This is a genomic window from Candidatus Pantoea persica (genome assembly GCF_013753875.1).
Classification (GTDB): domain Bacteria; phylum Pseudomonadota; class Gammaproteobacteria; order Enterobacterales; family Enterobacteriaceae; genus Pantoea; species Pantoea persica.
In genome coordinates, this window is the sequence record NZ_SMDS01000020.1 from 103,100 (window position 1) to 128,726 (window position 25,627).

At 59.4% G+C, this 25,627-nt stretch carries 14 protein-coding genes and 10 pseudogenes; 9 read left to right on the forward strand and 15 right to left on the reverse strand.

Features of this window, described 5'->3' with window-relative positions; translation table 11 throughout:
• From ppx to EIO60_RS13055, 5 genes and pseudogenes are all read left to right on the forward strand, one after another.
• A pseudogene (gene ppx / locus EIO60_RS13035) lies at nucleotides 1–1,481 on the forward strand (exopolyphosphatase).
• 65 nt (nucleotides 1,482–1,546) lie between these two features.
• Nucleotides 1,547–2,143: a tellurite resistance methyltransferase TehB gene (gene tehB / locus EIO60_RS13040; RefSeq protein ID WP_258577038.1), complete on the forward strand. Its 597-nt coding sequence runs from the start codon at nucleotides 1,547–1,549 to the stop codon at nucleotides 2,141–2,143.
• A 112-nt stretch (nucleotides 2,144–2,255) separates the two neighbouring features.
• Nucleotides 2,256–2,447, forward strand: coding sequence for a YfgG family protein (locus EIO60_RS13045; protein WP_258577039.1), 192 nt, complete (start codon nucleotides 2,256–2,258; stop codon nucleotides 2,445–2,447).
• A 123-nt stretch (nucleotides 2,448–2,570) separates the two neighbouring features.
• Nucleotides 2,571–3,567 (forward strand): annotated as a pseudogene (locus tag EIO60_RS13050) (magnesium transporter); the annotation flags it as partial.
• Between the two features lie 152 nt (nucleotides 3,568–3,719).
• A pseudogene (locus EIO60_RS13055) lies at nucleotides 3,720–3,884 on the forward strand (GDFGVC terminal motif YodC-like protein); the annotation flags it as partial.
• A 30-nt stretch (nucleotides 3,885–3,914) separates the two neighbouring features.
• Here the strand turns inward: EIO60_RS13055 and EIO60_RS13060 are convergent.
• From EIO60_RS13060 to guaB, 3 genes and pseudogenes are all read right to left on the reverse strand, one after another.
• A pseudogene (locus EIO60_RS13060) lies at nucleotides 3,915–4,650 on the reverse strand (DUF3750 domain-containing protein).
• Nucleotides 4,651–4,752: 102 nt separating this feature from the next.
• Entirely contained in the window at nucleotides 4,753–6,333 is a 1,581-nt protein-coding gene (guaA, locus tag EIO60_RS13065) for a glutamine-hydrolyzing GMP synthase (protein WP_258577040.1), read from the reverse strand.
• Nucleotides 6,334–6,404: 71 nt separating this feature from the next.
• Complete coding sequence (gene guaB / locus EIO60_RS13070) at nucleotides 6,405–7,871, reverse strand: IMP dehydrogenase (protein WP_258577041.1); 1,467 nt, start codon at nucleotides 7,869–7,871, stop codon at nucleotides 6,405–6,407.
• Between the two features lie 193 nt (nucleotides 7,872–8,064).
• Between guaB and xseA the strand changes: the two genes are divergently transcribed.
• From xseA to EIO60_RS13085, 3 genes and pseudogenes are all read left to right on the forward strand, one after another.
• On the forward strand, nucleotides 8,065–9,438 hold the full coding sequence (gene xseA / locus EIO60_RS13075) for an exodeoxyribonuclease VII large subunit (RefSeq protein WP_258577042.1): 1,374 nt from the start codon (nucleotides 8,065–8,067) through the stop codon (nucleotides 9,436–9,438).
• Nucleotides 9,439–9,468: 30 nt separating this feature from the next.
• Nucleotides 9,469–10,415 (forward strand): annotated as a pseudogene (locus tag EIO60_RS13080) (M4 family metallopeptidase).
• Nucleotides 10,412–10,764: pseudogene (locus EIO60_RS13085) on the forward strand (protealysin inhibitor emfourin). Before EIO60_RS13080 ends, EIO60_RS13085 begins: the two co-directional pseudogenes overlap by 4 nt.
• A gap of 118 nt (nucleotides 10,765–10,882) precedes the next feature.
• Here the strand turns inward: EIO60_RS13085 and EIO60_RS13090 are convergent.
• The 11 genes and pseudogenes from EIO60_RS13090 to ndk all read right to left on the reverse strand — a co-directional run bounded on the left by EIO60_RS13090 (nucleotide 10,883) and on the right by ndk (nucleotide 23,641).
• Complete coding sequence (locus EIO60_RS13090; RefSeq protein WP_258577043.1) at nucleotides 10,883–11,041, reverse strand: type I toxin-antitoxin system Hok family toxin; 159 nt, start codon at nucleotides 11,039–11,041, stop codon at nucleotides 10,883–10,885.
• A 320-nt stretch (nucleotides 11,042–11,361) separates the two neighbouring features.
• Nucleotides 11,362–13,772 (reverse strand): annotated as a pseudogene (locus EIO60_RS13095) (membrane-bound PQQ-dependent dehydrogenase, glucose/quinate/shikimate family).
• A 369-nt stretch (nucleotides 13,773–14,141) separates the two neighbouring features.
• On the reverse strand, nucleotides 14,142–15,632 hold the full coding sequence (der, locus tag EIO60_RS13100; RefSeq protein ID WP_258577044.1) for a ribosome biogenesis GTPase Der: 1,491 nt from the start codon (nucleotides 15,630–15,632) through the stop codon (nucleotides 14,142–14,144).
• Nucleotides 15,633–15,794: 162 nt separating this feature from the next.
• Entirely contained in the window at nucleotides 15,795–16,976 is a 1,182-nt protein-coding gene (gene bamB / locus EIO60_RS13105) for an outer membrane protein assembly factor BamB (RefSeq protein WP_258577045.1), read from the reverse strand.
• Between the two features lie 19 nt (nucleotides 16,977–16,995).
• Complete coding sequence (locus tag EIO60_RS13110; RefSeq protein ID WP_258577046.1) at nucleotides 16,996–17,613, reverse strand: YfgM family protein; 618 nt, start codon at nucleotides 17,611–17,613, stop codon at nucleotides 16,996–16,998.
• A gap of 39 nt (nucleotides 17,614–17,652) precedes the next feature.
• Entirely contained in the window at nucleotides 17,653–18,927 is a 1,275-nt protein-coding gene (gene hisS, locus EIO60_RS13115) for a histidine--tRNA ligase (RefSeq protein WP_258577047.1), read from the reverse strand.
• 91 nt (nucleotides 18,928–19,018) lie between these two features.
• Nucleotides 19,019–20,146 carry a flavodoxin-dependent (E)-4-hydroxy-3-methylbut-2-enyl-diphosphate synthase gene (gene ispG / locus EIO60_RS13120; RefSeq protein ID WP_258577048.1) on the reverse strand — a complete coding sequence of 376 codons (1,128 nt, stop codon included), beginning with the start codon at nucleotides 20,144–20,146 and terminating at the stop codon, nucleotides 19,019–19,021.
• 37 nt (nucleotides 20,147–20,183) lie between these two features.
• Nucleotides 20,184–21,088, reverse strand: a pseudogene (gene rodZ, locus EIO60_RS13125) (cytoskeleton protein RodZ).
• Nucleotides 21,078–21,765, reverse strand: a pseudogene (locus tag EIO60_RS13130) (type IV pilus biogenesis/stability protein PilW). Before EIO60_RS13130 ends, rodZ begins: the two co-directional pseudogenes overlap by 11 nt.
• A gap of 78 nt (nucleotides 21,766–21,843) precedes the next feature.
• Entirely contained in the window at nucleotides 21,844–23,013 is a 1,170-nt protein-coding gene (gene rlmN / locus EIO60_RS13135; protein WP_258577049.1) for a dual-specificity RNA methyltransferase RlmN, read from the reverse strand.
• A 196-nt stretch (nucleotides 23,014–23,209) separates the two neighbouring features.
• Nucleotides 23,210–23,641 (reverse strand): nucleoside-diphosphate kinase, encoded by a 432-nt coding sequence (gene ndk / locus EIO60_RS13140; RefSeq protein WP_258577050.1) that lies wholly within the window; start codon nucleotides 23,639–23,641, stop codon nucleotides 23,210–23,212.
• 322 nt (nucleotides 23,642–23,963) lie between these two features.
• Here ndk and sseA point away from each other — a divergent pair, with 322 nt between their 5' ends.
• Complete coding sequence (gene sseA / locus EIO60_RS13145; protein WP_258577051.1) at nucleotides 23,964–24,806, forward strand: 3-mercaptopyruvate sulfurtransferase; 843 nt, start codon at nucleotides 23,964–23,966, stop codon at nucleotides 24,804–24,806.
• A gap of 31 nt (nucleotides 24,807–24,837) precedes the next feature.
• Here sseA and sseB read toward each other — a convergent pair.
• Nucleotides 24,838–25,579: pseudogene (gene sseB / locus EIO60_RS13150) on the reverse strand (enhanced serine sensitivity protein SseB).
• Between the last annotated feature and the right edge of the window lie 48 nt (nucleotides 25,580–25,627).

Genomic DNA, 25,627 nt, shown 5'->3' on the forward strand with positions numbered 1-25,627 from the left:
ATGCCCATTTCCCATAAAAGTACGCCGAGGCCGCAAGAGTTTGCGGCAATCGATCTCGGATCAAACAGCTTTCATATGGTCATCGCTCGCGTGGTCAATGGCGCCACGCAGGTGCTTGGTCGCCTGAAACAGCGTGTACATCTGGCTGACGGCCTGGACAGTAAAAATCGCCTGAGCGAAGAGGCGATAGAGCGCGGACTGAGCTGCCTGGCGCTGTTTGCCGAACGTCTGCAGGGCTTTAACGCCAGCAACGTCACTATCGTCGGCACCCATACCCTGCGTCAGGTGGTGAATGCGGAAGAGTTTCTGCAGCGCGCAGCCGAGGTGATCCCCTACCCTATCGAAGTGATCCCCGGCAACGAAGAGGCACGCCTGATCTTTATGGGCGTCGAGCATACGCAGCCGGAAAAAAGCCGCAAGCTGGTGATTGATATCGGCGGCGGCTCGACGGAGCTGGTGATCGGCGAAAACTTCGAGCCACAGCTGGTGGAAAGCCGCCGCATGGGCTGCGTCAGTTTCGCCCAGCTCTACTTCCCCGGTGGGGAGATCAGCCGCGACAATTTCCGCCGCGCGCGGCTGGCGGCGGCGCAGAAGCTGGAGACGCTGGCGTGGCAGTATCGCCTGCACGGCTGGCAGTATGCGCTCGGCGCGTCGGGCACCATCAAGGCGGCGTGCGAAGTGCTGCTGGCGATGGGCGAGAAGGAGAAAATGATCACTCCGGAGCGTCTCGACAAACTGTGCGACGAGGTGCTAAAGCATAAATCCTTTAGCGCGCTGAGCCTGCCGGGCCTTTCGGAAGATCGAAGGCGGTGTTCGTGCCAGGGCTGGCGATTATCTACGGCGTGTTCGACGCGCTGGCGATCCACGAGCTGCGCCTGTCGGATGGCGCGCTGCGCGAAGGGGTGCTCTACGAAATGGAGGGCCGCTTCCGCCATCAGGATATCCGTAGCCGCACGGCGCAAAGCCTGGCGAACCATTACGCCATCGACAACGATCAGGCGCGCCGGGTGCTGGACACCACCGAGCAGCTCTATCTGCAGTGGCGTGATCAGAACCCCAAACTGGCGAACCCGCAGCTGGCGGCGCTGCTACACGAGGTGGGGCTGACTATCAACCACAGCGGCATGCAGCGCCATTCCGCCTATATACTGCAGCACACTAATCTGCCCGGCTTTAACCAGGACCAGCAAATGCCGCTGGCGGCGCTGGTACGCTTACACCGCAAGGCGATTAAGGTCGAAGAGCTGCCGCGCGTGACGCTGTTCAAGAAAAAACAGTTCCTGCCGCTGCTGTTTCTGCTGCACCTCGGCACCCTGTTGAACAACCAGCGCCAGGCGACCACGCGCCCCGAGTCGCTGAAGCTGAAAGCCGACGACGGCCACTGGAAGCTGACCTTCCCGGCGGGCTATTTCAGCCAGAACAATCTGGTACAGCTCGACCTGGAACGCGAGCAGACCTACTGGAACGAGGTGGCCGGCTGAAAACTGACGCTGGAAGAAGAAGCCTGAGGAGGTGGGCATGCGCGCCCACAGATTAAAAGCGAACCATGACGAAACCTGATAACTATTTTGCCGATGCCTACGGCCTGACGCCGACGCACTCTGAAGTGCTGGCAGCGCTGCCCTTTGTGACGCCCGGCAAGGCGCTGGATCTCGGCTGCGGCAACGGGCGTAACAGCCTGTTCCTCAGCCAGCAAGGCTTTGACGTCACCGCCTGGGATCACAATCCCGCCATCCTGGCGCGCCTTGAGCAGATCGCCGCGCAAGAGGGCATTACCACCATTCATACCGAACAGCGCGACCTCAACCAGACGCGCTTCAACGGCGGCTACACCTTCGTGTTGTCCACGGTGGTGATGATGTTCCTGCAGCCGCAAACCATCCCGCAGCTGATTGCCGACATGCAAGCAAGCACGCTGAAAAACGGTCATAACCTGATCGTGGCGGCGATGAGCACCGACGACTATCCCTGCCCGCTCGACTTCCCGTTCACCTTTAAATCGGGTGAGCTGAGCCACTACTACCGCAACTGGCATATCCTTCGCTATAACGAGCACATCGGCCAGCTGCACAAGCGCGACGAGCACGGCAACCGCATCAGCTGCCGCTTCGCCACGCTGCTGGCACAAAAGGCGAGCCTGTAACGCCGCGCCGCACGCCACGGCCCGCTCTTTTTTAATCAGCGATTGCTTTCAGTGTGACGATGTGACTAAATGTTGCCATCGCCCAGTTGGGTACTTACAGGAAACACCTTGCGTGAACAGCGCCATCCCCTCCCGAAGACGTCCAAAACCCCGTTCGTTTACCCGGATCGTTCTACTGATTAGCTTTATCATTCTTTTAAGCCGCATGATTTTTATCCTGCCTGCCGCGTTTGAACATCATCAGCAGAAGAAAGCGGCGCCACCATTCGCCCCATTGAGCCTTACCGATCGCGACAGCCGTTAACCTTTCGTGTCCTTTGCTTCTCTCTGTTAAACGCAGCCTGAATCGCCGCGCTTTTTTTTACGCCCATTTGCAAGGCGAGCCGCTACACTTCGAGCTGTAACTTTCAGACACAAAGGACTCGTTATGTCTGCTTCGCACAGTCAACGTTTAAGTGAAATACGTCATCGCATTCTGACGCTGCTGCTTAGCGAGCCGGATATGGTGGAGGCGCTGCTGGAAAAACCCAGCGAACGCACCCCTGAACAGCAACGTGAAAATGCGGCGCATCAGGCTGCGCCAACGGCGGATATCGATCAAAACTGCACACGGCGGACCTAGCCGAAATTCTTGAAGCGCTGCCGGAAGAGGCGCTCTGGCGGCTGGTGCCCCCCGAGAAACGCGGCCACGTGCTGGTGGAAGCCTCGGAAACTGTCTGGGCCAGCCTGACGGAAGAGATGAGCGACCGCGATATTCTGCGCGCTATCGAACCGCTCGATATTGATGACCAAGCCTATATGCCGCGCGACCTAACCGGTCGCCTGCTAGCGACGCTCGATCGCAGCCTGCGCGCCCGCGTGCCCAGCGTGGTGGAGTTCGACCGCGATCGCATCGACCGCATCATAGACGTCAATATTCTGACGGTGCGCGCCGACGTTACGCTGGCGACGGTGCAGCGCTTTCTGCGCCATAAAAAAAGCATGCCAAACGGCATGGATAAAATTTTCATCACCGATGAAGACAATCTGCTGCTGGGCGAGTTGCCGCTCACCAATATCTTGCTGAACAAGCCGAAAAAGCGCGTGGAAGAGGTGATAAATTCCTCCCCCACCACCTTCCAGCTCAACGACAAGGCGGAAGATGCGGCGGGCGCGTTTGAGCGCTACAACCTTATCTCCGCCGCGGTCATCGACGCCAAAGGCAAGCTGATTGGCCGCGTCACTATTGAGGACGTGGTCAATCTGCTCAACGAAGAGAACGAGAGCAATATCCGCCGCATGGGCGGCATCAGCCAAGAAGAGAGGATGTGTTCGCGCCGGTGCGCAAGACGGTGCGGCAACGCTGGGCCTGGCTGGCGATTAACCTCTGCACCGCCTTTATCGCCTCGCGCGTCATCGGCCTGTTTGAGGAGACACCATCTCGCAGCTGGCGACGCTGCTTCTGCTGCATCACTGAGTCAGATAGCGGTTTTATGGCTGGCGCAGCCTGCGCCGTAATGCGTTCAAAAGCCCGCAACGCTTTTCTGCCGGGGGGCGCGGCGCGCCCTACACATGCTTAAAACCAAAGGAGAAAGAGATGTTTCAACCTGATGATTTTGTGCAGTCGAAAACCGGTGGTCCCAAAATGCAGGTGCTGCGGGTAGAAGGTGAAACCCTGTAGTACGCGCGCGTCGATGACGCCGAGAAAAAGGAGATTGAGGTCAACGCCGACAGCGTCAACCTCTACCACGAAGAGGGAGATTCGGCGTTTGCTGACCCCTGCGCCGGGCGGTCAGCCCGGCGGATTGTCCTGCTGTACGTTCTCGTTGCCCAGCCCGCCGATAAACGGCAGGCGCAGGCGCAGCGGTGTGAAATCGAGCCCCATATTCAGCCCCAGCACGTTAAGCTCAAAGCCCTCTTCCGCCCCCAGCGTCACGCCAGCCACGCCGAGCACCGACACCTGTATGCCGCGGCCAGACGGCGGCAGCCCAACGGGACGCCACAGCGGCCGGTAATCCTTGCCCAGCGCGTTGGCGGGCAAATCGAGCTTCAGCGCCGGCACCTCGCGGCCGATATGCGCCAGAAAGGTATTGCTGTTCGGCCCGAGCTAAGCATGATAGGTGTGCGACTAAGGATAGGATTGAATCGCCGCCTCGATGCGCGGGATCATCGCCTCGGCTGCCGCGCCGCGATGCTCTACCAACAGGCGAAGCCGGGCGCCGTACCAGTAGCCGTCCGGCAGATAGCAGTTGTAGCGCGTCTCGCCCACGCGCTTGAAGATAATCCACGGGTGCACCGCTACCGCGCCTTTCCAGCCGTAGGTCGGCGCGGCGTAAACCTGCACGATCGCCAGATTCGCGTAACGTTCTGCATCGGGCACCAGGCCCGATGAGTCGCGGCGCGCCAACCACCAGCCGCCCTGCGCGCCGGCGAGATCGCCGTGGCGCGTAGCCTGCGCCAGGCTGGCACCCAGCGACAGCTGGCATCACAAGTAAAATACAGAGACCCAAGGCTTTCAGTGACAGCATGGTGCGATTCCCGGCGTAAACGGCAGAAAAAAAATCGCCAGCTTATCTCGTTTGATAAGCTGGCGAGAGTTTACTCAACGCGCTTCAGTGTAAGCGGAAAGGTTATTCCCACTCAATGGTCGCCGGCGGCTTGCTGCTGATATCGTAGACAACGCGCGAGATGCCATTGACTTCGTTAATGATGCGGTTAGAGACGCGGCCGAGGACATCGTACGGCAGATGCACCCAGTGCGCGGTCATAAAGTCGATAGTTTCCACCGCACGCAGCGAGACCACCCAGTCATATTTACGGCCGTCGCCCATCACGCCCACCGAACGCACCGGCAGGAAGACGGTGAACGCCTGGCTCACTTTGTTATAGAGATCCGCTTTACGCAGCTCTTCGATAAAGATCGCGTCGGCGCGACGCAGCAGGTCGCAATACTCTTTCTTCACTTCGCCCAGCACGCGCACGCCGAGACCCGGACCCGGGAACGGATGGCGATAGAGCATGTCGTACGGCAGGCCCAGCTCGAGGCCGATCTTGCGCACTTCGTCTTTGAACAGCTCTTTCAGCGGCTCAACCAGACCCAGCGTCATCTCTTTCGGCAGGCCGCCCACGTTGTGGTGGGATTTGATGACGTGCGCTTTACCGGTGGCGGAGGCGGCGGACTCGATGACGTCCGGATAGATGGTGCCCTGCGCCAGCCACTTCACGTCGGTCAGCCGGCTCGCCTCGTCGTCGAACACCTCAACGAAGACGCGACCGATGATTTTACGTTTGGCTTCAGGATCGTTTTCGCCCGCAAGCGCATCAAGGAAGCGCGCTTCCGCCAGAACGTGCAAGATATTCAGGCCAAAGTGATCGCCGAACATGTCCATCACCTGCTCAGTCTCGTTCAGGCGCAGCAGACCGTTGTCGACGAAGACGCAGGTCAGACGCTCGCCGATGGCGCGGTGCAGCAGCATGGCAGTGACGGAAGAATCGACGCCGCCGGAGAGGCCGAGGATCACCTTGTCGTTGCCCACCTGTTCGCGCAGACGCTCAACCGCGTCCTCGATGATTTTCGCCGTCGTCCACAGCGCTTCGCATTCGCAGATGTCGAGCACGAAACGCTCCAGCATGCGCAGGCCTTGACGGGTGTGCGTCACTTCCGGGTGGAACTGCACGCCGTAAAAACGCTTCTCTTCGTTGGCCATAATGGCGAACGGACAGGTTTCGGTGCTGGCGACGGTAACGAAATCGGACGGAATGGCGGTGACTTTATCGCCGTGGCTCATCCAGACGTCGAGCAGTGGCTTGCCTGCGGCGCTGATGGCGTCTTCAATATCGCGGATCAGCGCGCTCGGGTTGACGAGTTCCACCTGCGCATAGCCGAACTCGCGCTCGTTGGAGCCTTCTACTTTGCCACCCAGCTGCATCGCCATAGTCTGCATACCGTAGCAAACGCCGAGCACCGGCACGCCGGCGTTAAAGACATATTCCGGCGCGCGCGGGCTGTTATGTTCGGTGGTGCTTTCCGGGCCGCCGGACAGGATGATGCCGTTCGGGTTGAACTGGCGGATCTGCTCTTCGGTGACATCCCATGCCCAGAGTTCGCAGTACACGCCCAGCTCACGTACGCGGCGCGCGACCAGTTGCGTGTATTGAGAACCAAAATCGAGAATCAGAATGCGATGCTTATGAATATTTTCCGTCGTCATTGAGGCGTTTCCTGAACGGTGACTTGATAATAAAAGCGCCCGGCTTGAGCCGGGCGGTAAATCTTACGGGCTTAAGAGCCCATGCGGTAGTTCGGCGACTCTTTGGTAATGGTCACGTCGTGCACGTGGCTTTCGTTGATGCCGGCGCCGCTGATGCGGACAAACTCCGCCTTGGTGCGCAGATCGTCGATTGTCGGGCAGCCGGTCAGGCCCATGCAGGAGCGCAGGCCGCCCATTTGCTGATGCACGATCTCTTTCAGACGGCCTTTATAGGCGACGCGGCCTTCGATGCCTTCCGGCACCAGCTTGCCGGCGGCGTTATCGGTCTGGAAATAGCGGTCAGAGGAACCTTTGGACATCGCGCCCAGCGAGCCCATGCCGCGATAGGATTTGAACGAGCGGCCCTGATAGAGTTCGATTTCGCCCGGTGACTCTTCCGTACCAGCCAGCATTGAGCCGACCATCACGGCGGCGGCGCCAGCGGCGATCGCCTTGGCGATATCGCCGGAGAAGCGGATGCCGCCGTCGGCGATAACCGGAATGCCGGTGCCTTCCAGCGCGTCAACCGCGTCGGAGACGGCGGTTATCTGCGGCACGCCCACCCCGGTGACGATACGGGTGGTGCAGATTGAGCCAGGGCCGATGCCCACTTTCACCGCGCTCACGCCCGCTTTCGCCAGAGCCAGCGCGCCGGCACCGGTGGCGATGTTGCCGCCGATAATGTCCAGGTCGGGATATTTATCGCGCGTTTCGCGAATGCGCTGCAGCACGCCTTCTGAATGGCCGTGTGACGAGTCGATCAGCAGCACGTCGACGCCTGCAGCGACCAGCGCGTCAACGCGCTCTTCGTTGCCCGCGCCCGCGCTAACGGCGGCGCCTACGTGCAGACGACCCTGCGCATCTTTACAGGCGTTCGGCTTACGCTCCGCTTTCTGGAAGTCTTTGACGGTGATCATGCCGAGCAGGTGGAAGCTGTCGTCCACCACCAGCGCTTTTTCAACGCGCTTTTCATGCATTTTCTGCAGCACGACGTCGCGCGCTTCACCCTCTTTCACCGTAACCAGGCACTCTTTCGGCGTCATCACTGCAGTGACCGGCTGCGTCAGGTCAGTGACGAAGCGCACGTCGCGGCCGGTTATGATGCCGACCAGCTCGTTGCTTTCGTTGACCACCGGGTAGCCAGCGAAGCCATTGCGCTCGGTCAGCGCTTTCACTTCCGCCAGCGTGGTGGTAGGCAAAACGGTTTGCGGTTCGGTTACCACGCCGCTTTCATGTTTCTTCACCTTGCGAACTTCTTCCGCCTGGCGCTCAATCGACATATTTTTATGGATAAAGCCCAGACCGCCTTCCTGCGCCAGCGCAATCGCCAAGCCTGCTTCGGTCACAGTATCCATCGCGGCGGAAAGCACAGGAATATTGAGACGAATGTTTTTCGTCAGCTGGGTGCTGAGATCGGCCGTGTTAGGCAGAACAGTGGAGTGAGCAGGAACGAGCAGAACGTCGTCGAAAGTGAGTGCTTCTTTAGCAATTCTTAGCATGGCAATATCTCAACCTGGGGTGATGGGGTGATGGGGTGATGGGGTGAATGAGAACAGATAAAATATTGCCGCAGGATTATACAGGCCGAAATTGTTTTCCTCCAGCATTATTTTAGAAAAAGTCTTGATCCTCGCTATCGGCCATGTAGTATTGGTCAATTAACCCTCTGATTTACTATTTGATCTCCATCACATGTCGCTACCGACGACCGCCAATATTTTTACTATCAGCCGCCTGAATACCGTGGTGCGCCAGCTGCTCGAACAAGAGATGGGATCGGTGTGGCTGAGCGCGGAGATCTCCAATTTTTCCCAGCCCGCGTCGGGTCACTGGTACTTCACCCTGAAAGATGACGGTGCCCAGGTGCGCTGCGCCATGTTCCGCAACAGCAACCGGCGCGTCACTTTCCGTCCCCAGCACGGCCAGCGGATTCTTGTGCGCGCCACCATCACGCTCTATGAGCCGCGCGGCGACTATCAGCTAATTATCGAAAGCATGCATCCGGCGGGCGAAGGCGCGCTGCAGCAACAGTTCGAGATGTTAAAGGCGAAGCTGGCGAGCGAGGGGCTGTTTGATCAGCAGCACAAGCAGCCGCTGCCCGCGCCGGCGAAACAGGTCGGGGTGATTACCTCAGCCACCAGCGCAGCGCTGCATGACGTACTGCGCGTGCTGCATCGTCGCGACCCCTTGCTGCCGGTGATTATCTACCCCACGCCGGTGCAAGGCGCGGAGGCACCGGCCGCCATCGTGCGCGCGATTGAGCTGGCTAACCAGCGCGCGGAGTGCGACGTGCTGATTGTCGGGCGCGGCGGCGGCTCGCTGGAGGATCTGTGGAGCTTTAACGAAGAGCGCGTCGCGCGCGCCATCTTCGCCAGCCGCATTCCTGTCGTCAGCGCCGTCGGCCATGAAACCGACGTCACTATTGCCGATTTCGTCGCCGACCTGCGCGCGCCAACGCCCTCCGCCGCCGCTGAAATAGTGAGCAAGAATCAGACAGAACTGCTGCGACAGTTGCTCTCACAGCAACAACTGCTGGAAATGGCGATGGATTACTATCTGGCGCAGCAACAACGCCGCTTTGCGCGCCTCGCTCATCGCCTGCAGCAGCAGCATCCGCAGCTGCGCCTGGTGCGGCAGCAGACCGTGCTGTTCCGCCTGCAACAGCGCCTGAACGAGGCGATGGAAAACCGGCTGCGTCAGACGACGCGCCAGCAGGATCGCCTCGCGCAGCGTCTCGCCGCCAATCAGCCGCAGTCGCGCCTGTATCAGGCGCAGCGCCAGCTGGAACAGATGCGCTACCGCCTGCAGCAGAGCCTAGAAAAACAGCTGAACCGTGAACGGCAACATTTCGCCACGATCGCCGCGCAGCTGGAGGGCGTCAGCCCGCTGGCAACGCTGGCGCGCGGCTTCAGCGTCACCACCGATCAAACCGGTCAGGTGGTGAAGAAAACTGCCCAGCTGCAGGCGGGCGATCTCCTGCGCACCCGCCTCGATGACGGCTGGGTGGAAAGCCGGGTCACCAGCCTGCAACCAGAAAAAAAACGACGCCGCAAACCCGCTACCTGATTACACATTACTTGTGCCAAGAAGTCGGGTATGTCTTACAGCGTTATTCCTCCCTACATGTTGCGCAACATCGTGACTCACGGTTCCGGCCATCAGCAGGACTATGCGCGCCGCACGCTGATGCACGTGCAGCACCTGATGGCGGAGAACTGGCAGAAGCCGGTTGCGCCGCGTAACGCCGTGGGCGGCCATGTCGAACATGAAATTTACGACGCCAAAAACACCCAGAACCTGCAGGGCGACCTGCTACCTACGATTTTTTCTGGCAAACCTATCAGCGCAACTCGCTCGACAACCAAGGGCTGAAGCTGCTCGGCACCGTTCACTACGGCAAGGAGTATCAGAACGCCTTCTGGAACGGTTAGCAGATGGTGTTTGGCGATGGCGACGGCGAAATCTTTAATCGCTTTACCATTGCCATCGACGTGGTAGCGCACGAGCTGGCGCACGGCGTCACCGAAAATGAAGTGGGCCTGCTCTACTTTGAGCAGGCGGGCGCACTGAATGAATCGCTTTCCGACGTCTTCGGCTCGCTGGTGAAGCAGTTCCACCTGAAGCAGACCGTCGACCGCGCCGACTGGATTATTGGCGAAGGGCTGCTGGCGAGCGGCATTAACGGACGCGGCCTGCGATCCATGTCCGAGCCGGGCACCGCCTATGACGATCCGATGCTGGGCAAGGATCCCCAGCCTGCGCATATGGACCACTATGTTAAAACGCGCGAGAACAATGGCGGTGTGTACCTGAACTCCGGCATTCCTAACCGCGCCTTCTACCTTGCGGCCAAAGCGCTGGGCGGCTACGCCTGGGAGCTGGCGGGCCAGGCCTGGCACGATACGCTCTGCGATAAATCGCTGCCGCAGGATGCCGATTTCAGCACCTTCGCCCGACTGGCGATCCAGCATGGCGAACAGCGGTTTAACCGCTCCGTGGCGCAGTCGATCGAGCAGGCATGGCTGGAGGTTGGCGTGCTATGAGCTCCTTGCCCGAACTGGCCGACGACGCGGTCATTGAAGTCGAACACGAAGGCGGGCTGGCCTTTGATTCCCGGTCTGCGCGGCGCTCGGCGCTTTGCGCTGGGCCCAGCTGCCGCAGCCACAGAAGCAGCGCGTCTGCCAGGTAATGGAACAGGCGCTGCCGCTGGGCGAGCCGGAGGATAAAGCGCCGGAGATCGGGCGTAGCGATCATCGCTACTTCCGCATTCAAATCAGCTACGCCATGCACCGCGAAGTTGGCACCATCGTCCTGCTGATTCCGGAGCCGGAGCAGGTCGCGCCACCGGAGCTGGAGGCGCTGTGGCGCGACGGCGACAAGCCGGCGCATTAAAAAAGGCCGCCACCTGAGTAGCGGCCTTAAGAAGGCGCCTGAAACCTGTCCAGCCAACAGCCAACAGCCAACAGCCAACAGCCGGCAAAGGCGGGAGTCACCTCCTGCCTTGCGGTTGCTACTTACCAGATTCGTAAGCCATCAAAGTAGCCAACTCGCGCTGGTTGTCCCGGTAGCGGATTTCGCACAGCGATTTCCGCGTCAGCCAGGTAAAGATTAAAAGTGTGAGACACACCAGTAATACGCAACAAACCAGCGTTAGCTGCGGCAGTTTCATGGTTACTCCTCCTTGTGCAGAGCGCGGTAAGAGGCTAGCCTGCTGTTGTTCGGACAGTGGGGCTGACTCGTGAGTTAATGAAAATTAACTACGGGGCTTTATCTTTTCTGCCTCACAACCAGCATGCCGATTGCTTAAGGCAGAAACCTCAAGCGCCGCCGCGATTATACCCTCTTCCCTTTCCTGCCCAACCGGCGCGCCGCGACTTAGCGATCGGTTTCTCGCGCGCGGGTGCAACCGCCGTCACGCTTACACTTTCCTGTGCGCCAAATAAAAAACCCCGCGCCGGAGCGCAGGGTTTTGCGGGTCACGCCTGGCCGTTACGGCAGCGCGTAGGCAATCACATAGTGCCGCGATCCGGCGACTGACGCGCGCCGCCTGCGGAGATCAGGATGTACTGCTTGCCGGTTTTTGGTGAAACGTAGCTAATCGGGCCGCCCTAGCTGCCCAACGGCAGGTGTGCTTTCCACACCTCTTTACCGGTTGAGCTGTCGAAGGCGCGCAGGTCGTAGTCCTGCGTACCGGCGATAAACACCAGGCCACCCTGCGTCGCCAGGGTACTGCCCAGTGTCGGGATGACGATCGGCATCTGCGCATGCATTTTTGATGTCGAACGGACCGGTATCCTGCACCGTGCCTACCGGCACCTGCCAGACGATCTTACGCGTATTCATATCGATCGTCGACAGTGTGCCGAACGGCGGCGCCTGGCAAGGAATGCCCAGTGGCGACATAAAGCGGTTTTTGTTAACCGCGCATGGTGTGCCTTTCAGCGGCACTGAGCCCATACCAGTGTTGATCGCTTCGCCGCCGTTGCTGCCGTGCGCGATTTTGTCTGTATCAGCCGGGATCATCTGCACCCACAGGCCCAGACGCATATCGTTGACGAACATGTACTGGTTGTTCGGTTCGAATGACATGCTGCCCCTGTTCATGCCGCCGAGCGAACCCGGGAAGCTAAGCGACTTGTCGGTATCCGGCACCGTGAACAGGCCGTTGTAGCGCATCGATTTAAAGGCGATGCGGCACGCCAGCTGATCGAACGGTATGGCACCCCACATGTCAGACTCGGTCAGCGTCTGGCTGCCGATCTACGGCATCTCGGTGGAGTGCAGCTGGGTTTTGGTGTACTACTCGTTCGGGATATGGCCCTGCGGCATCGGCAGCTCTTCGACTTTCGTCAGCGGCTTGCCGGTTTCGCTGTCCAGCACGAAGATCATGCCGGTTTTGCCACTGATGACCACTGCAGGCCTGGTGGTGCCGTCCTTCATCGGGAAGTCAACCAGGCTCGGCTACATCGGCAGGTCGAAGTCCCAGAGGTCATTATGCACGGTCTGGTAGACCCACTTCTCTTTGCCGGTAGTCGCATCCAGCACCAGCACCAACGCGCCATATTTGTGATCCAGTGCAGTACGGTTGGCGCCCCACAGGTCCACAGACAAGCTGCCCATCGGGATAAACACGGTGTTCATCGCCGGATCGTAGGACATCGGCGCCCAGGAGTTTGGGGTGCTGCGCTTGTAATCCTAGCCCGGCATCAGCACGGCGTTTGGATCAACATTGCCCGAGTCAAACACTCAGCGCTGCTTACCGGTAATCACGTCGAAGCCGCGCAGTACGCCGCCAGGCATATCGGTCTGCACGTTATCCGCTACGCGACCGCCAACCACGGCCGTGGTGCCCGCCAGTGTCGGCGCTGAGGTCAGCTGATATTTCGGATCCTGCGCTTCGCCCAGGCCCTCTTTCAGATTCACCACGCCATTGTTGCCGAAGTCGGCGCAGAACTCGCCGTTGTCGGCGTTGATGGCGATCGGACGCGCGTCAATAATGGTGTTCGTCAGGATACGGCGTTGGCAGGTGTCGCCTGCCGCCAGCGTGACGGCCGGCACCGGCGTAGAGCCAGGCTTGCTCGGCTGCGTCAGCGGCTTAGTGGCATTGAAATAGGCCAGACTTCTGCCTGCGCATTGATTTCGCGCTTCCAGATCTGTTTGCCGCTGTTGGCCTCAACCGCAATCACGTTGTTGTGCGGCGTACAGAGGTAAAGCGTGTTGCCTATCTGCAGCGGTGTCTGCTGATCTTCCGCGCCGTTGCCGGTCGGGCTGATCGCCGTTTCGCCGGTGTGGAAGGTCTAGGCAACTTTAAGATCTTTCACTTTATCGCGCGTGATCTGGTCGATAGCGGCAAAGCGGTCGCCGCCCGGCGTGCGGCCGTAGTTATTCCAGTCCTGCTGCGGCTTGCTCTTATCAACCGAGATTAGCGGCAGCCCTTTGCCGATGAAGGCCACGGTCGGATGCGGCTGGAACATATGCACCAGCGTTCCCACCATCCCGACGGCAATAATCGCCGAGAGCGCGTAGGAAACTTTCGCCAGCGAGGATTTGCCTCCGCGCTTGCGCAGGCCAGGTCAGGAAGGCCAGCAGCATCAGGCCAGCCGGCATCATCAGACGCGAAACCAGCGGCCAGAATGTCCAGCCCGCATCAGCCAGCGCCCAAATCAGCGTGCCGACAAAGACTAGAATAAACAGCACGACGGCAGAGGATTTCCGGCGGAAGAACCGGATCGCCGACAGCAGCATGAAAATGCCTGCAATCAGAAAATACCAGCTGCCGCCAAGCGAAACCAGCTTGCCGCCGCCGATAGCGAAGAAGAGGCCAACCGCCAGCAGCCCCGGCCCCAGCAGTAAAACCAGATACCCAATCCTTTGCTGGATCGGGAAGATGTTTCAGCCATAACACAAACTCTCCTGAAAAAAAACAGAACCTTCACGTCTGGACAGGCGCCGGCCGCTATGGCACTTTTCACGCCGGACATAGCTCTATTTTACGTCGTAATGGTACGGACCCATGTTCGGGTTGCAGGCATTGGGAGCGAGGAAGCAATAAGAATGTTCTGCCCTCGACGCAACACGGGGCATTATTGTACCACCTGGTACAGGACAAGGTGAACATCTATAATGGGAACTAAACGTGGCAATCGCATTTTTGCTACAAACGCAGAGGTAAGTGTTTCAATTTGCACGGTTCGCTGCGCGAACTTTGCGCTGTGCGCAGAGGTAAGCAAATGTATGGCGCAAAAAGGGACCTTGCGGTCCCTTTTTGCTTAGCGTCTGTTTTTCTTTAGGTGCGAGAGCAGACGCTTACGCTTGCGCTGCTGCGTCGATGTCAGCAGGTTGCGCTTGCCGGCGAAGGGGTTGTCGCCCTCTTTGAACTGAATACGGATCGGCGTACCCATAACGTTGAGGGAACGACGAAAGTAGTTCATCAGACAGCGCTTGTAGGAATCGGGCAGATCTTTTACCCGATTGCCGTGGATCACTACGATAGGTGGGTTGTAGCCGCCGGCGTGGGCATATTTCAGCTTCACGCGACGGCCGCGCACCAGCGGCGGCTGATGGTCTTCGGCTGCCATGTTCATAATGCGCGTCAGCATCGAAGTATTAACGCGTTTGGTGGAGCAGTCATAGGCTTCGGTCACCGATTCGAACAGGTTGCCGACGCCGCTGCCGTGCAGCGCAGAGATAAAGTGCACGCGGGCGAAGTCGATAAAGCCGAGGCGGTAGTCCAGCGTCTCTTTGACTTCATCCTTGATCTCCTGCGTCAGGCCGTCCCACTTGTTCACCACGATCACCAGCGAGCAACCGCTATTGAGGATAAAGCCGAGCAGCGACAGATCCTGATCGGAGATGCCTTCGCGTGCGTCGATAACCAGCAGCACCACGTTGGCATCTTCAATCGCCTGCAGCGTTTTGATCACGGAGAATTTTTCTACCGTGTCGGTGATTTTGCCGCGCTTACGCACGCCCGCGGTATCGATCAGGATATATTCGCGGTCGTCGCGCTCCATCGGAATGTAGATGCTGTCGCGCGTGGTGCCGGGCATATCGTAGACCACAACGCGATCTTCGCCAAGGATGCGGTTGGTCAGCGTCGACTTGCCGACGTTGGGGCGACCAACTATGGCCAGCTTGATCGGCAGACCGGTGGGATCGAACGCCTCTTCTTCCTCATCTTCCGCCGCTTCGCCGTTCTCTTGCGCCGCCAGCGCCGCCCAGTAGGCTTCGTTCTCGTTTTCTTCGGTCACTTCGCGTGGATCGATTTCATCCATCCACGGCAGCAGCACGGTTTCCAGCAGGCTGGTGACGCCGCGACCGTGCGAGGCGGCGATGGCGTGGATATCGCCCAGTCCCAGCGAATAGAAGTCGGCCACCGCCGAATCGGGATCGAGTCCGTCGGTTTTGTTCGCCACCAGGAAGGTCGCTTTCTGACGCGAGCGGATATGGTTGGCGATCTGCTTGTCTGCCGGCATCAGGCCCGCGCGCGCATCCACCATAAACAGCACCACGTCGGCTTCTTCAATCGCCAGAAGCGACTGCTCCGCCATGCGCGTTTCGACGCCCTCTTCCGTGTTGTCGATACCGCCGGTATCAATAACGATGAATTCGCGCCCTTCCACTTCGGCGCGACCATATTTGCGATCGCGAGTCAGTCCGGGAAAATCCGCCACCAGCGCATCACGAGTGCGTGTCAAACGGTTAAACAGCGTGGATTTCCCCACATTGGGACGCCCAACCAGCACGACCACAGGAATCATAACAGTGCCTCAATACAAAAAAGAATCGTCCGAATGGCGTGATTATAACGGTTTTACCCGCCAGGTTCAGGCTGAAGGCGCAAAAAATACTATGCCTCACTAAAAACGAAACGGCCCCTGACGCATCAGGAGCCGTTAAACGGAAGGCAAAACCGGGGCGGATTAACGCGTAATCGCGTAAACCTCGCCGCTTTTCGCCTGAATGATCAGCTTATCGCTGGCGACCACCGGCTCGGTCTGGAAACCGTCGCTGTCCACTTTTTTCTGCGCCACGAAGCGGCCGTCAGAGGTGTTCAGCCAGTGCAGATAGCCTTCGCTGTCGCCGACCACCAGGTAGCCGTCAAACAGCACCGGCGCGGTCAGGTTGCGATGCAGCAGATCGCTCTGACGCCAGATGGCGACGCCGCCGTCGGCGTTCAGCGCGATAACGCGATCGTCCTGATCTACTAGGTAGATGCGGCCGGCATCGACAATCAGATCTTTCACGCCGCCGATTTCGCGTTTCCACAGGATCTGGCCGGAGCGCAAATCCAGCGCGGTCAGGTTGCCGTTATAGGCCAGCGCATAGACCACGCCGTTAACAATAACCGGCGTGGTGTCGACGTCGTTCAGGCGATCAATTTCCGTGGCGCCGCTCGGCTGGGAAATGCGCTGCTGCCAGATCAGCTGGCCCTGATTCATGATCACCGCGCTGACGCGGCCGTTGTCGCCGCCAACAATAGCGCCGCCGAACGCGGTGGCAGGCGCAGATTCGCCGCGCAGCGAGAGCGCTGGCATGTCGAGGTTAACGCTCCACTTCACCACGCCGCTGCTCTGGTCAAGCCCCTGCAGCATGCCGTTGCTGGTGTGCACCAGCACCAGGCCGTCGCTGACCACCGGACGCGACAATGCTTCGCCCGCCACTTTGGTCTGCCACGCGATGCTGCCGTCGTTGCTGTTCAGCGCGAACAGCTGGCCGCGCTCGCTGCCGATATAGATATGCTCGCCCGCCGCGGTCACGCCGCCAGAAAGCAGCGCGGAGATGTTTTTCGAGAAGAAGCCGGTTTTCTCAGAGAGATCGACCTGCCATTTTTCCTTGCCGTCGGAGGCATCCAGCGCCTTAACGACGCCGAAGCGATCCGCCGCGAATACGGTATTGTCCTGCCATGCCGGATGCAGGTTGAAATAGAAGTCGCCAACGCCGTCGCCTACCGAGGTGCTCCACGCTTGCTGAGGGGTAAACTGGTTTTCAACCTTCGGCAGCGGAGCCATTTTCACTACATCTTCTTCGCCGCTGAACAGCGAGCAACCGCTGAGCAGAGTGACTGAAATCAGCCCCGGCAGCAGGTATTTACGTAATTCCATGCGCCCTCTCTTGACTGGCTTAGCTTAAGTTATTCATCTTCATCTGCATTATTTCCTTCAGCGCCGGCGAGGCGTCTGACTCCACGCCTTTGCTCCACGCGTCGCGCGCGCCCTGCTTGTCGCCTTTGCTCAGCAGCGCTTCGCCGCGGATGTCCGCTACAATGGCTGTCCAGCCATCGCCCTTGACAGCGTCAAGGGTTTTAAGCGCGGCGTCCGCCTGATTTTGTTGCAGCTGAATGTGCGCCAGACGCAGGTTAATCACCGCCTGCAGATTGGTATCTTTAGTGTTTTTCAGGCCGTTCTGCAGCAGCGCAGAGGCCTTGTCGAGCTGGTTAGCGTCTACATACTGCTTAGCCACGTCCATCGCCGCCAGCGCGCCGTAGGTGTTGCTGTTTTCGCTGGCAAACTTCGCCGCCGCGTCCAGCGTCGCAGGCTGATCCGCCGTCATGGCGCTGGCTACCTGCTGATACTGCGCCGACACCGCTTTTGACGAGCTCTCCTCATGGCTGGCAAAGTAGCGCCAGCCGCCCAGCTCGGCAATGCCGATGATCACGCCGACCGCCAGCGCCTTGCCGTTGTTGGCAAAAAAGCGACGTAGCGCGTCGACCTGCTCGTTTTCATTGCTATAGACTTCCACGCGATCCCTCTCCTTTCTCTGGTTGGTGCCGTGCCACGCTTACTGCAACAGCGTGCGCAATGCAGCAGCAGCCTCTGTCTGCGCCAGCGTTTGCTGATCGCCGCTGCGCAGATCTTTGATGACCACCTGACCGGCCTTCACTTCGTCTTCGCCAACGACCAGCGCAATGCGCGCACCCCACTTGTCGGCACGGGCAAACTGCTTCTTGAAGTTTCCGCCGCCGAAGTTGGTCATCAGCCTCAGTTCTGGCGCTTCATCGCGCAGTTTTTCCGCCAGCTGCATCGCAGCGGACTGAACGCCCTGGCCCGAAGCGATAACATAGACATCAACAACACGCGTCGGTTCAAATTCTGGATTGACGGCCTGCACCAGCAGTAATAGACGCTCCAGGCCCATGGCGAAACCGACAGCTGGCGTGGCGCGACCGCCCAGCTGCTCGACCAGGCCGTCATAGCGGCCGCCGCCGCATACCGTGCCCTGCACGCCGAGGCTCTCGGTCACCCATTCAAAAACGGTGCGGTTGTAGTAGTCGAGGCCGCGTACCAGACGCTGGTTGACGCGATAGGCGATGCCCGCATCGTCCAGCAGGGCACACAGCCCCTGGAAATGTTCGCGTGATTCGTCGTCGAGATGATCCATCAGCTGTGGCGCGTCGTTCAGCAGCGTCTGCACGTCAGGATTTTTACTGTCCAGCACGCGCAGCGGATTGCTGTACATGCGGCGCTTGCTGTCTTCGTCCAGCATCTCTTTATGCTGCTCGAGGAACGCCACCAGCGCGTCGCGGTAGTTGGCGCGCGCCGCAAGCGAACCGATGGAGTTAAGCTCCAGCCGCACGTGGTCGGCGATGCCCAGCGCCTTCCACCAGCGCGCGGTCAGCATAATCAGCTCGGCGTCGACGTCCGGTCCCTGCAGGCCGAATACTTCCGCGCCCAGCTGATGAAACTGGCGATAGCGCCCCTTTTGCGGACGCTCGTAGCGGAACATCGGTCCCATATACCACAGATGCTGTTCCTGATTGTAAAGCAGGCCATGTTCGATACCGGCGCGCACGCAGCCGGCGGTGCCTTCCGGACGCAGCGTCAGGCTTTTGCCGTTGCGGTCCTCGAAAGTGTACATCTCTTTTTCGACCACATCGGTCACTTCGCCGATGGCGCGTTTAAACAGCAGAGTCTGCTCCACGATCGGCATGCGGATTTCGCTGTAGCCGTAGCTGGCCAGCACCTGCTTGAGGACGCCTTCAATCCGCTGCCAGATAGCCGTATCCGCCGGCAGGTAGTCGTTCATGCCGCGGATAGCTTGAATATTCTTCACCACGTTAAAATCTCTTAATGCAAAAAAACCTGTCCGGCCTCATACCTTATGAGGATGAAACCGCACAGGTTAGTGAAAAAAGTCGCCCCGCGCCTCAGCCTTCGTTTTCCAGCTGCTGTACGTTGATGCGGCGGCTCTTGTCCAGCATGGTTGCTTTAGCGCGAATACGCGCCTCAAGCTGGTCGATCATATTGTCATTGTCGAGGCGCTCGCGCTGGCGCACGCCATCCTCGTAAAAGCCGCTTTTCTTGTTGCTGCCGGTCACGCCCAGCGTCGACACCTTGGCTTCGCCCGGCCCGTTCACCACGCAGCCGATAATGGAAACGTCCATCGGCGTGATAATGTCCTCCAGACGCTGCTCCAGCTCGTTCACCGTGCCGATCACGTCGAACTCCTGACGCGAACAGGTTGGACAGGCGATAAAGTTGATGCCGCGCGAACGGATGCGCAGCGACGTCAGGATATCGAAGCCGACCTTTACCTCTTCCACCGGATCGGCCGCCAGCGAAATACGCAGCGTATCGCCGATCCCTTCCGACAGCAGCAGGCCCAGACCGATGGCGGATTTCACCGCGCCCGCGCGTGCACCGCCCGCTTCGGTGATACCGAGATGCAGCGGCTGGTCAATCTGTTTCGCCAGCAGGCGATAGGATTCCACGGCGAGGAAGACGTCGGAGGCTTTTACGCTGACCTTAAACTGGTCGAAGTTGAGGCGATCAAGGTGGTCAACATGGCGCATCGCCGATTCAAGCAGCGCCTGCGGCGTCGGCTCGCCATATTTTTCCTGCAGATCTTTTTCCAGCGAGCCGGCGTTGACGCCGATGCGGATCGGGATATTGTTGTCGCGCGCGCAGTCCACCACCTGGCGGATACGCTCGTTGTTGCCGATGTTGCCGGGATTGATGCGCAGGCAGTCAACGCCATATTCGGCGACCTTCAGCGCGATACGGTAGTCAAAGTGGATATCCGCCACCAGCGGCACGTTGACGCGCTGCTTAATCAGCTTAAAGGCTTCGGCGACGTCCATGGTTGGCACAGAGACGCGCACGATATCGACACCGACGCGCTCAAGCGCTTTGATCTGGTTAACCGTGGCATCTACATCGGTGGTGCAGGTATTGGTCATCGACTGCACGGCGATAGGCGCGCCGTCGCCGACAGGCACCTTGCCGACATAAATCCGGGTCGATTTACGACGGATAATGGGTGCTTCGTTATGCATATTCTTTCTCCATAATTGCCCCAGGCGCGATGCAGTGTTATTGCGCACCCAATGTCAAGCGAGCAACCTGGTTAGTACGAATAAAGCGGCTCAAATCAACCGGCTGGTTCTGGTATTGCACCTGCACTGCGCGCGGCGCGCCGATTTTCAGGCGATAGGGCACATTGCCGGAAAGCGCGAGTTTACCACCGCTACGTTGCATTCCGCTGAACAGTTTCTTACCGGTGGCGTCGCTGACTGCCGCGCCGGTGGTCGGCAGCTGGCCACCAGCGGCGGTAGCGGTTGGGCTGGCCCGGCGCCTGGCTCGGCGCAACCACGGCGTTGCCGGCCGCGGTCGCCGCTGGGAGTTGACGCGGCGGCGGACGCAGTGCTGCTCGGCTGGCTGGCGGCTGGCGCCGCCGCGCTGTTGATTTCGTCCGGCGCGGCAGGCGTGGCGGTTTCGTCGCTGCCGCCTTCCAGCGCGCTCGACTGACTGTTGTCGCCGCTGCTGCCGTTCTGATCAGCCAGAGAGACCAGATCGTCCTGGGAGGCTTTATGGTTCTGCCACCACCAGGCGCCGGTCAGGCCAACCACCACGAACAGCACCAGCCAGGTGAAAATCATCAGCAAGCCGTTGCGCTTTTTACGGCGCTTGCCCAGCGAGAAGTTCTGCATCAGCTCGATTTTGGCCGCGCACACCGGCGTCTGCTTCGCCATCATCGGCAGCAGTTCCTCTTCAGGAATGTGCACCAAGCGCGCATAGGAGCGAATGTATCCACGCAAAAAGGTCGATGCCAGATCGGCAGGCAATTTGTCCTCTTCAATATGGCGTACCGTCGAGAGTTTCAGGCACAGGCGTTCAGCCACGTTTTGCTGGGTCAGGCCCATTTTCTCACGTGCCAGACGCAGGCGTTCACCTGTGGAATGTACTGCAGAGTTGTCTTGATTGGCTTCAGTATTCATTAGCTAAATAACGCTGGTACTGTATCGATTGTTGAAAACTTCGCGCCAACCGGTCGCCATAACGTGTAACGTCAGCAGCGTTTCCCTGTTGCGCGGCGAAACGTATCTGTAACTCTAAGCTGCGCGCCGTAGCAGGCAGATGTTGCTGATAAAACGTCGTTAACAGTAAAGCACGGGTCGGCTGGCGCAGGCGCACTTTTTCCGCTTCATCCAGCAGCGCGTTGCCTTTCGCTAGATCCGCTTCCAGCGCCTGGCTCAGTGCCGCGCGCGCGGCCAACGACTGGTCTGCCTGCAGATAACAATAGCCCGACAGCTCCCACGCATCGTCGCGAGCCTCGCTTTCCGACGCCTGTATTGCCCGCTTAAACTGTTGATGCGCTTCGTCATACTGCCCTAAAGCGCAGAGAAACGCACCGTAATTGTTAGCGACAAAGCTATTTGCCGGCGCCAGCCGCTGCGCCTGTTGATAGCGCAGCAGCGCTTCATTGCGCTGCTCCTGTTTCTCCGCCAGGCGCACCAGCGCCATCCGGTAGTCACGCGGCAGCGAAATCGCCTGCCGCCAGATAGTGCATGCCCAGCGCTAAACGCGTTTCCGCCGCCCCAGTTTGCGGGGCGCGGCTGACACACCCGGTTACAACAATCAGTGCCAGCAAGCTGGCCGGTATGCCCTTACCCATAGCTTTTCTCCTGACAGTTTGCGCTGCGGCCAAGCCCGCCACGCGTGCTCGTCAGGAGAAACCTTTAGCTGCGCGGTTTTAGAGCGCCTTCACAGCGATCGGCTCGCCCGCCATTTTTTTGCGCAGGGTGCGTTTGGTGCGGTCGATCACGTCGCCCGCCAGCTGACCGCAGGCCGCATCGATATCGCCGCCGCGGGTTTTACGCACGATAGTGGTAAAGCCGTATTCCATCAACACTTTAGCAAAGCGGTCAACCCGGCTGTTGGAGCTGCGGTCATAGGGCGCGCCCGAGAAAGGGTTCCACGGGATCAGGTTGATTTTGCTCGGCGTATCCTTCAGCAGCGCCGCCAGCTGATGGGCGTCGTCGGTGCTGTCGTTAATGTGGTCCAGCATCACATACTCGATGGTGACGCGGCCCTGGTTGGCGTTCGACTTCGCCAGGTAGCGCTTTACTGCGCCTAGGAACATCTCTGTGTTGTACTTTTTATTGATCGGCACGATGCTGTCGCGCAGCTTGTCGTTCGGCGCATGCAGCGAGATCGCCAGCGCGACGTCGATCATATCGCCCAGCTTGTCCAGCGCCGGCACCACGCCAGAGGTTGACAGCGTAACGCGGCGTTTCGACAGGCCGAAGCCGAAATCGTCCAGCATGATTTCCATGGCCGGCACGACATTGTTCAAGTTAAGCAGCGGCTCGCCCATGCCCATCATCACCACGTTGGTGATAGGACGCTGGCCGGTGACCTTGGCGGCGCCGATGATTTTCGCCGCGCGCCATACCTGACCAATAATTTCCGATACGCGCAGGTTCCGGTTGAAGCCCTGCTGCGCCGTCGAACAGAATTTACACCCCAGCGCGCAGCCGACCTGTGACGAGACGCAAAGCGTGGCGCGGTCATCTTCCGGAATATAAACGGTTTCCACCAGCTGGTCGCCGACACGGATCGCCCACTTGATGGTACCGTCGCTGGAGCGCATCTCTTCCGCCACTTCCGGCGCACGGATCTCCGCGATCTGGCTCAATTTGCCACGCAGCACCTTGTTGATGTCGGTCATCTGCTCGAAATCGTTGCAGCAGTAGTGGTACATCCACTTCATCACCTGATCGGCGCGGAAAGGCTTCTCGCCCATGGAGAGAAAAAGCTCGCGCATCTGCTGACGGTTGAGATCCAGCAGGTTAATTTTTTCGCTTTTCGGGGCAACAACAACGGAGGAAGCGGACGACGGCATCATAATCTGTTCGGACATAATGTTCTCTGGCATCGTTATTACACGTTATGGCTCTGGTTAAGGCTGGTTAAAGGATAGAAAAAAAGACGCCCTTGCTAAGCCAAGCTCAGCAAGGGCGCGATATTTTACAACATCTGCGGTGTGATGCCAGGGTAGACGGCGGCACGTTAGCGAGAAAATTGTAAAGCGCGCGGTCCGACTGGCAGCGGAGCCATTAACGGGTGCGCGGGCAGATCTCGTTTTCGCCGAAGAAGTAGGCGATTTCACGCGCAGCAGACTCGGCAGAGTCAGAACCGTGGGTGGCGTTTTCGGTGAAGCTGTCAGCGTAGTCTGCGCGCAGCGTGCCAGCCAGCGCGTTCGCCGGGTTAGTTGCGCCCATCAGATCGCGGTGACGCTGAACGGCGTTTTCGCCTTCCAGTACAGACACCACAACCGGACCAGAGGTCATGAACTCGACCAGACCGTCGAAGAACGGCTTGCCCTGGTGCTCAGCGTAGAAACCTTCAGCATGCTCTTTGCTCAGCTGCAGCATTTTAGCGCCAACGATTTTGAAGCCTGCGCTCTCAAAACGGTTGTAGATAGCGCCAATGACGTTTTTAGCAACGGCGTTTGGTTTGATGATGGAGAAGGTACGTTCGATTGCCATATTGACCTCTGTCTTTAGCATCCTGAAGAAACCGGGAACCCGCTCCCGGTAAGAAAACGCGCCGATTATAGGGAGAACCGCGGGTGTTGCCTATTGGCTATCGTATGATTTGTGGAAATTTATTGATTTTCATCGGTGCAGGCACGCAAAAAATGTGCGACAGGGCACCCTGACAGCGCTGCCCTTCCACTCTTACTTGTCTGGCAGCGATGCTGTGGCAGCGCAAATCCATCGCCCTGCCGCGACTTTATCAACGCCACTCTTGAGATAGTGTACACATTCCCCGACACTGGGCTTTTCCTAACGATAAGAAGAGGTTGCAATGACAGCCATATTTGTCTCCGCTGACTGGTTAAATGAACACTATGCCGAGGAGAATGTGCAGGTGCTGGACGCCCGCATGCTGCCGCTGGACCAGGAGGCCGTACGCAATATCACGGAGGAGTACCTAGCGGGTCACCTGCCAGGCGCGCCTTTTTTCGATATTGAAGCGCTTTCCGACCACACCAGCCCTTATCCGCATATGATGCCGCGCGCCGAGCGCTTCGCCGTCGCGATACGCGAGCTGGGCATCCACAGCGATAAGCATCTGGTGGTATACGACGAAGGCAACCTCTTCTCCGCGCCGCGCGCCTGGTGGATGCTGCGCGCCTTCGGCGTTGAGCAGGTGTCGATTCTGGCGGGCGGCGGCCTACAGGGCTGGAAAGCGGCTGGGCTGCCGCTAGCGACAGGAGCGGTCGCGCTGCCGGAAGGAGAGTTCGAGGCCACCCTCGACGACGCGCAGGTGAAGCGCCTGACCGACGTGTTGCTGATCAGCCACGAAGGCGGCGTGCAAATTGTCGACGCGCGCGCGGCGAACCGCTTTAACGCCGAGGTAGACGAGCCGCGTCCGGGCCTGCATCGCGGCCATATTCCGCGCAGCCTTAACGTGCCCTGGAACGATCTGGTGGTCAACGGCGCGCTGAAGCCGGAAGCGGAACTGCGCGCGATTTTCGCCCGCGCGGGCGTGAAGCTGGATGAGCCGGTGGTGGCGAGCTGCGGGTCGGGCGTCACCGCCGCGGTGGCAATCCTGGCGCTGACCGCGCTGGGCGCGCGCAACGTCACACTCTATGACGGCTCCTGGGGCGAATGGGGCAGCCGGGACGATTTGCCGATTGAGAAATAAAAAACAGGTGCGGCATCATGCCGCGCCCGCCTCAGATAATGCGCGTGCTGCCTTTGAAGTTGCGCAGGAAGCTACCCCAGCGACGCTCGTAAAAGGGCGTGATGTGGAAAAGTGGCTGATGCCCTTCTCGTCCGCCACCACTTCGCAGATATCGACCGGCGCGTCATCCGGCAGCGTATCGGTCGCGACGCTACCTGCCGCCTGGATAATCGCCTCAATATCGCTTTCCGCCTCGATGCCGATCAGCAGGTTCGGCTGCTCATCCGCGCGCTCGCGCGAATACTGGCGACAAAGGCGCGGCGCACCTGTTTGTATTTGCTGAACAGCTGCGTCAGCGAATCGATCATCTGCGCAGGCGGCGTTGCCACTTCTGATAGCAGCAGCGCGTGGCCGCCCTCCAGCACGGTCTGCTGGCTCAGGGCGTCGCCCTCTTCGCCCAGCAGATAGGCGATCTCCGCCGGCGAGAACTCTTTGCCGGTGGGCAGTTTCGGGTTAAGAAACAGGGTCTCGCCTCGCGTCATCTCAAACAGCGTGCGCACTGGCAGGCGCAGATAGGCCTGCTCTTCGGCGATCGCTTCGCTCATCGCCTCCTGCGAGGTAAAGAACGGAGTGACGCTGCGCCCATCCTCTTTCTCCTAGTGCTGTAGATCGACCGGCGTATCGGCGGCGAAATGCGCCTGGGTGCTGGCGCCAGGCACCCAGACGTCGGCAGCCAGCAACAGCTGAAAAAACTCCGGACGGTACGCCGGCTCGGTGGCCGCCAGCTTCAGCACCTATTCAACTGCTCTACCGCGCTTTTGCAGTATGTCGCCGAGCAGTCA

Coding starts and splice junctions, on each gene's coding strand:
- tehB (WP_258577038.1), top strand. CDS start 1,547: ATGACGAAACCTGATAACTATTTTGCCGATGCCTACGGCCTGACGCCG.
- ndk (WP_258577050.1), bottom strand. CDS start 23,641: ATGGCAATCGAACGTACCTTCTCCATCATCAAACCAAACGCCGTTGCT.
- EIO60_RS13090 (WP_258577043.1), bottom strand. CDS start 11,041: ATGAAACTGCCGCAGCTAACGCTGGTTTGTTGCGTATTACTGGTGTGT.
- guaB (WP_258577041.1), bottom strand. CDS start 7,871: ATGCTAAGAATTGCTAAAGAAGCACTCACTTTCGACGACGTTCTGCTC.
- xseA (WP_258577042.1), top strand. CDS start 8,065: ATGTCGCTACCGACGACCGCCAATATTTTTACTATCAGCCGCCTGAAT.
- rlmN (WP_258577049.1), bottom strand. CDS start 23,013: ATGTCCGAACAGATTATGATGCCGTCGTCCGCTTCCTCCGTTGTTGTT.
- der (WP_258577044.1), bottom strand. CDS start 15,632: ATGATTCCTGTGGTCGTGCTGGTTGGGCGTCCCAATGTGGGGAAATCC.
- sseA (WP_258577051.1), top strand. CDS start 23,964: ATGACAGCCATATTTGTCTCCGCTGACTGGTTAAATGAACACTATGCC.
- ispG (WP_258577048.1), bottom strand. CDS start 20,146: ATGCATAACGAAGCACCCATTATCCGTCGTAAATCGACCCGGATTTAT.
- guaA (WP_258577040.1), bottom strand. CDS start 6,333: ATGACGACGGAAAATATTCATAAGCATCGCATTCTGATTCTCGATTTT.
- bamB (WP_258577045.1), bottom strand. CDS start 16,976: ATGGAATTACGTAAATACCTGCTGCCGGGGCTGATTTCAGTCACTCTG.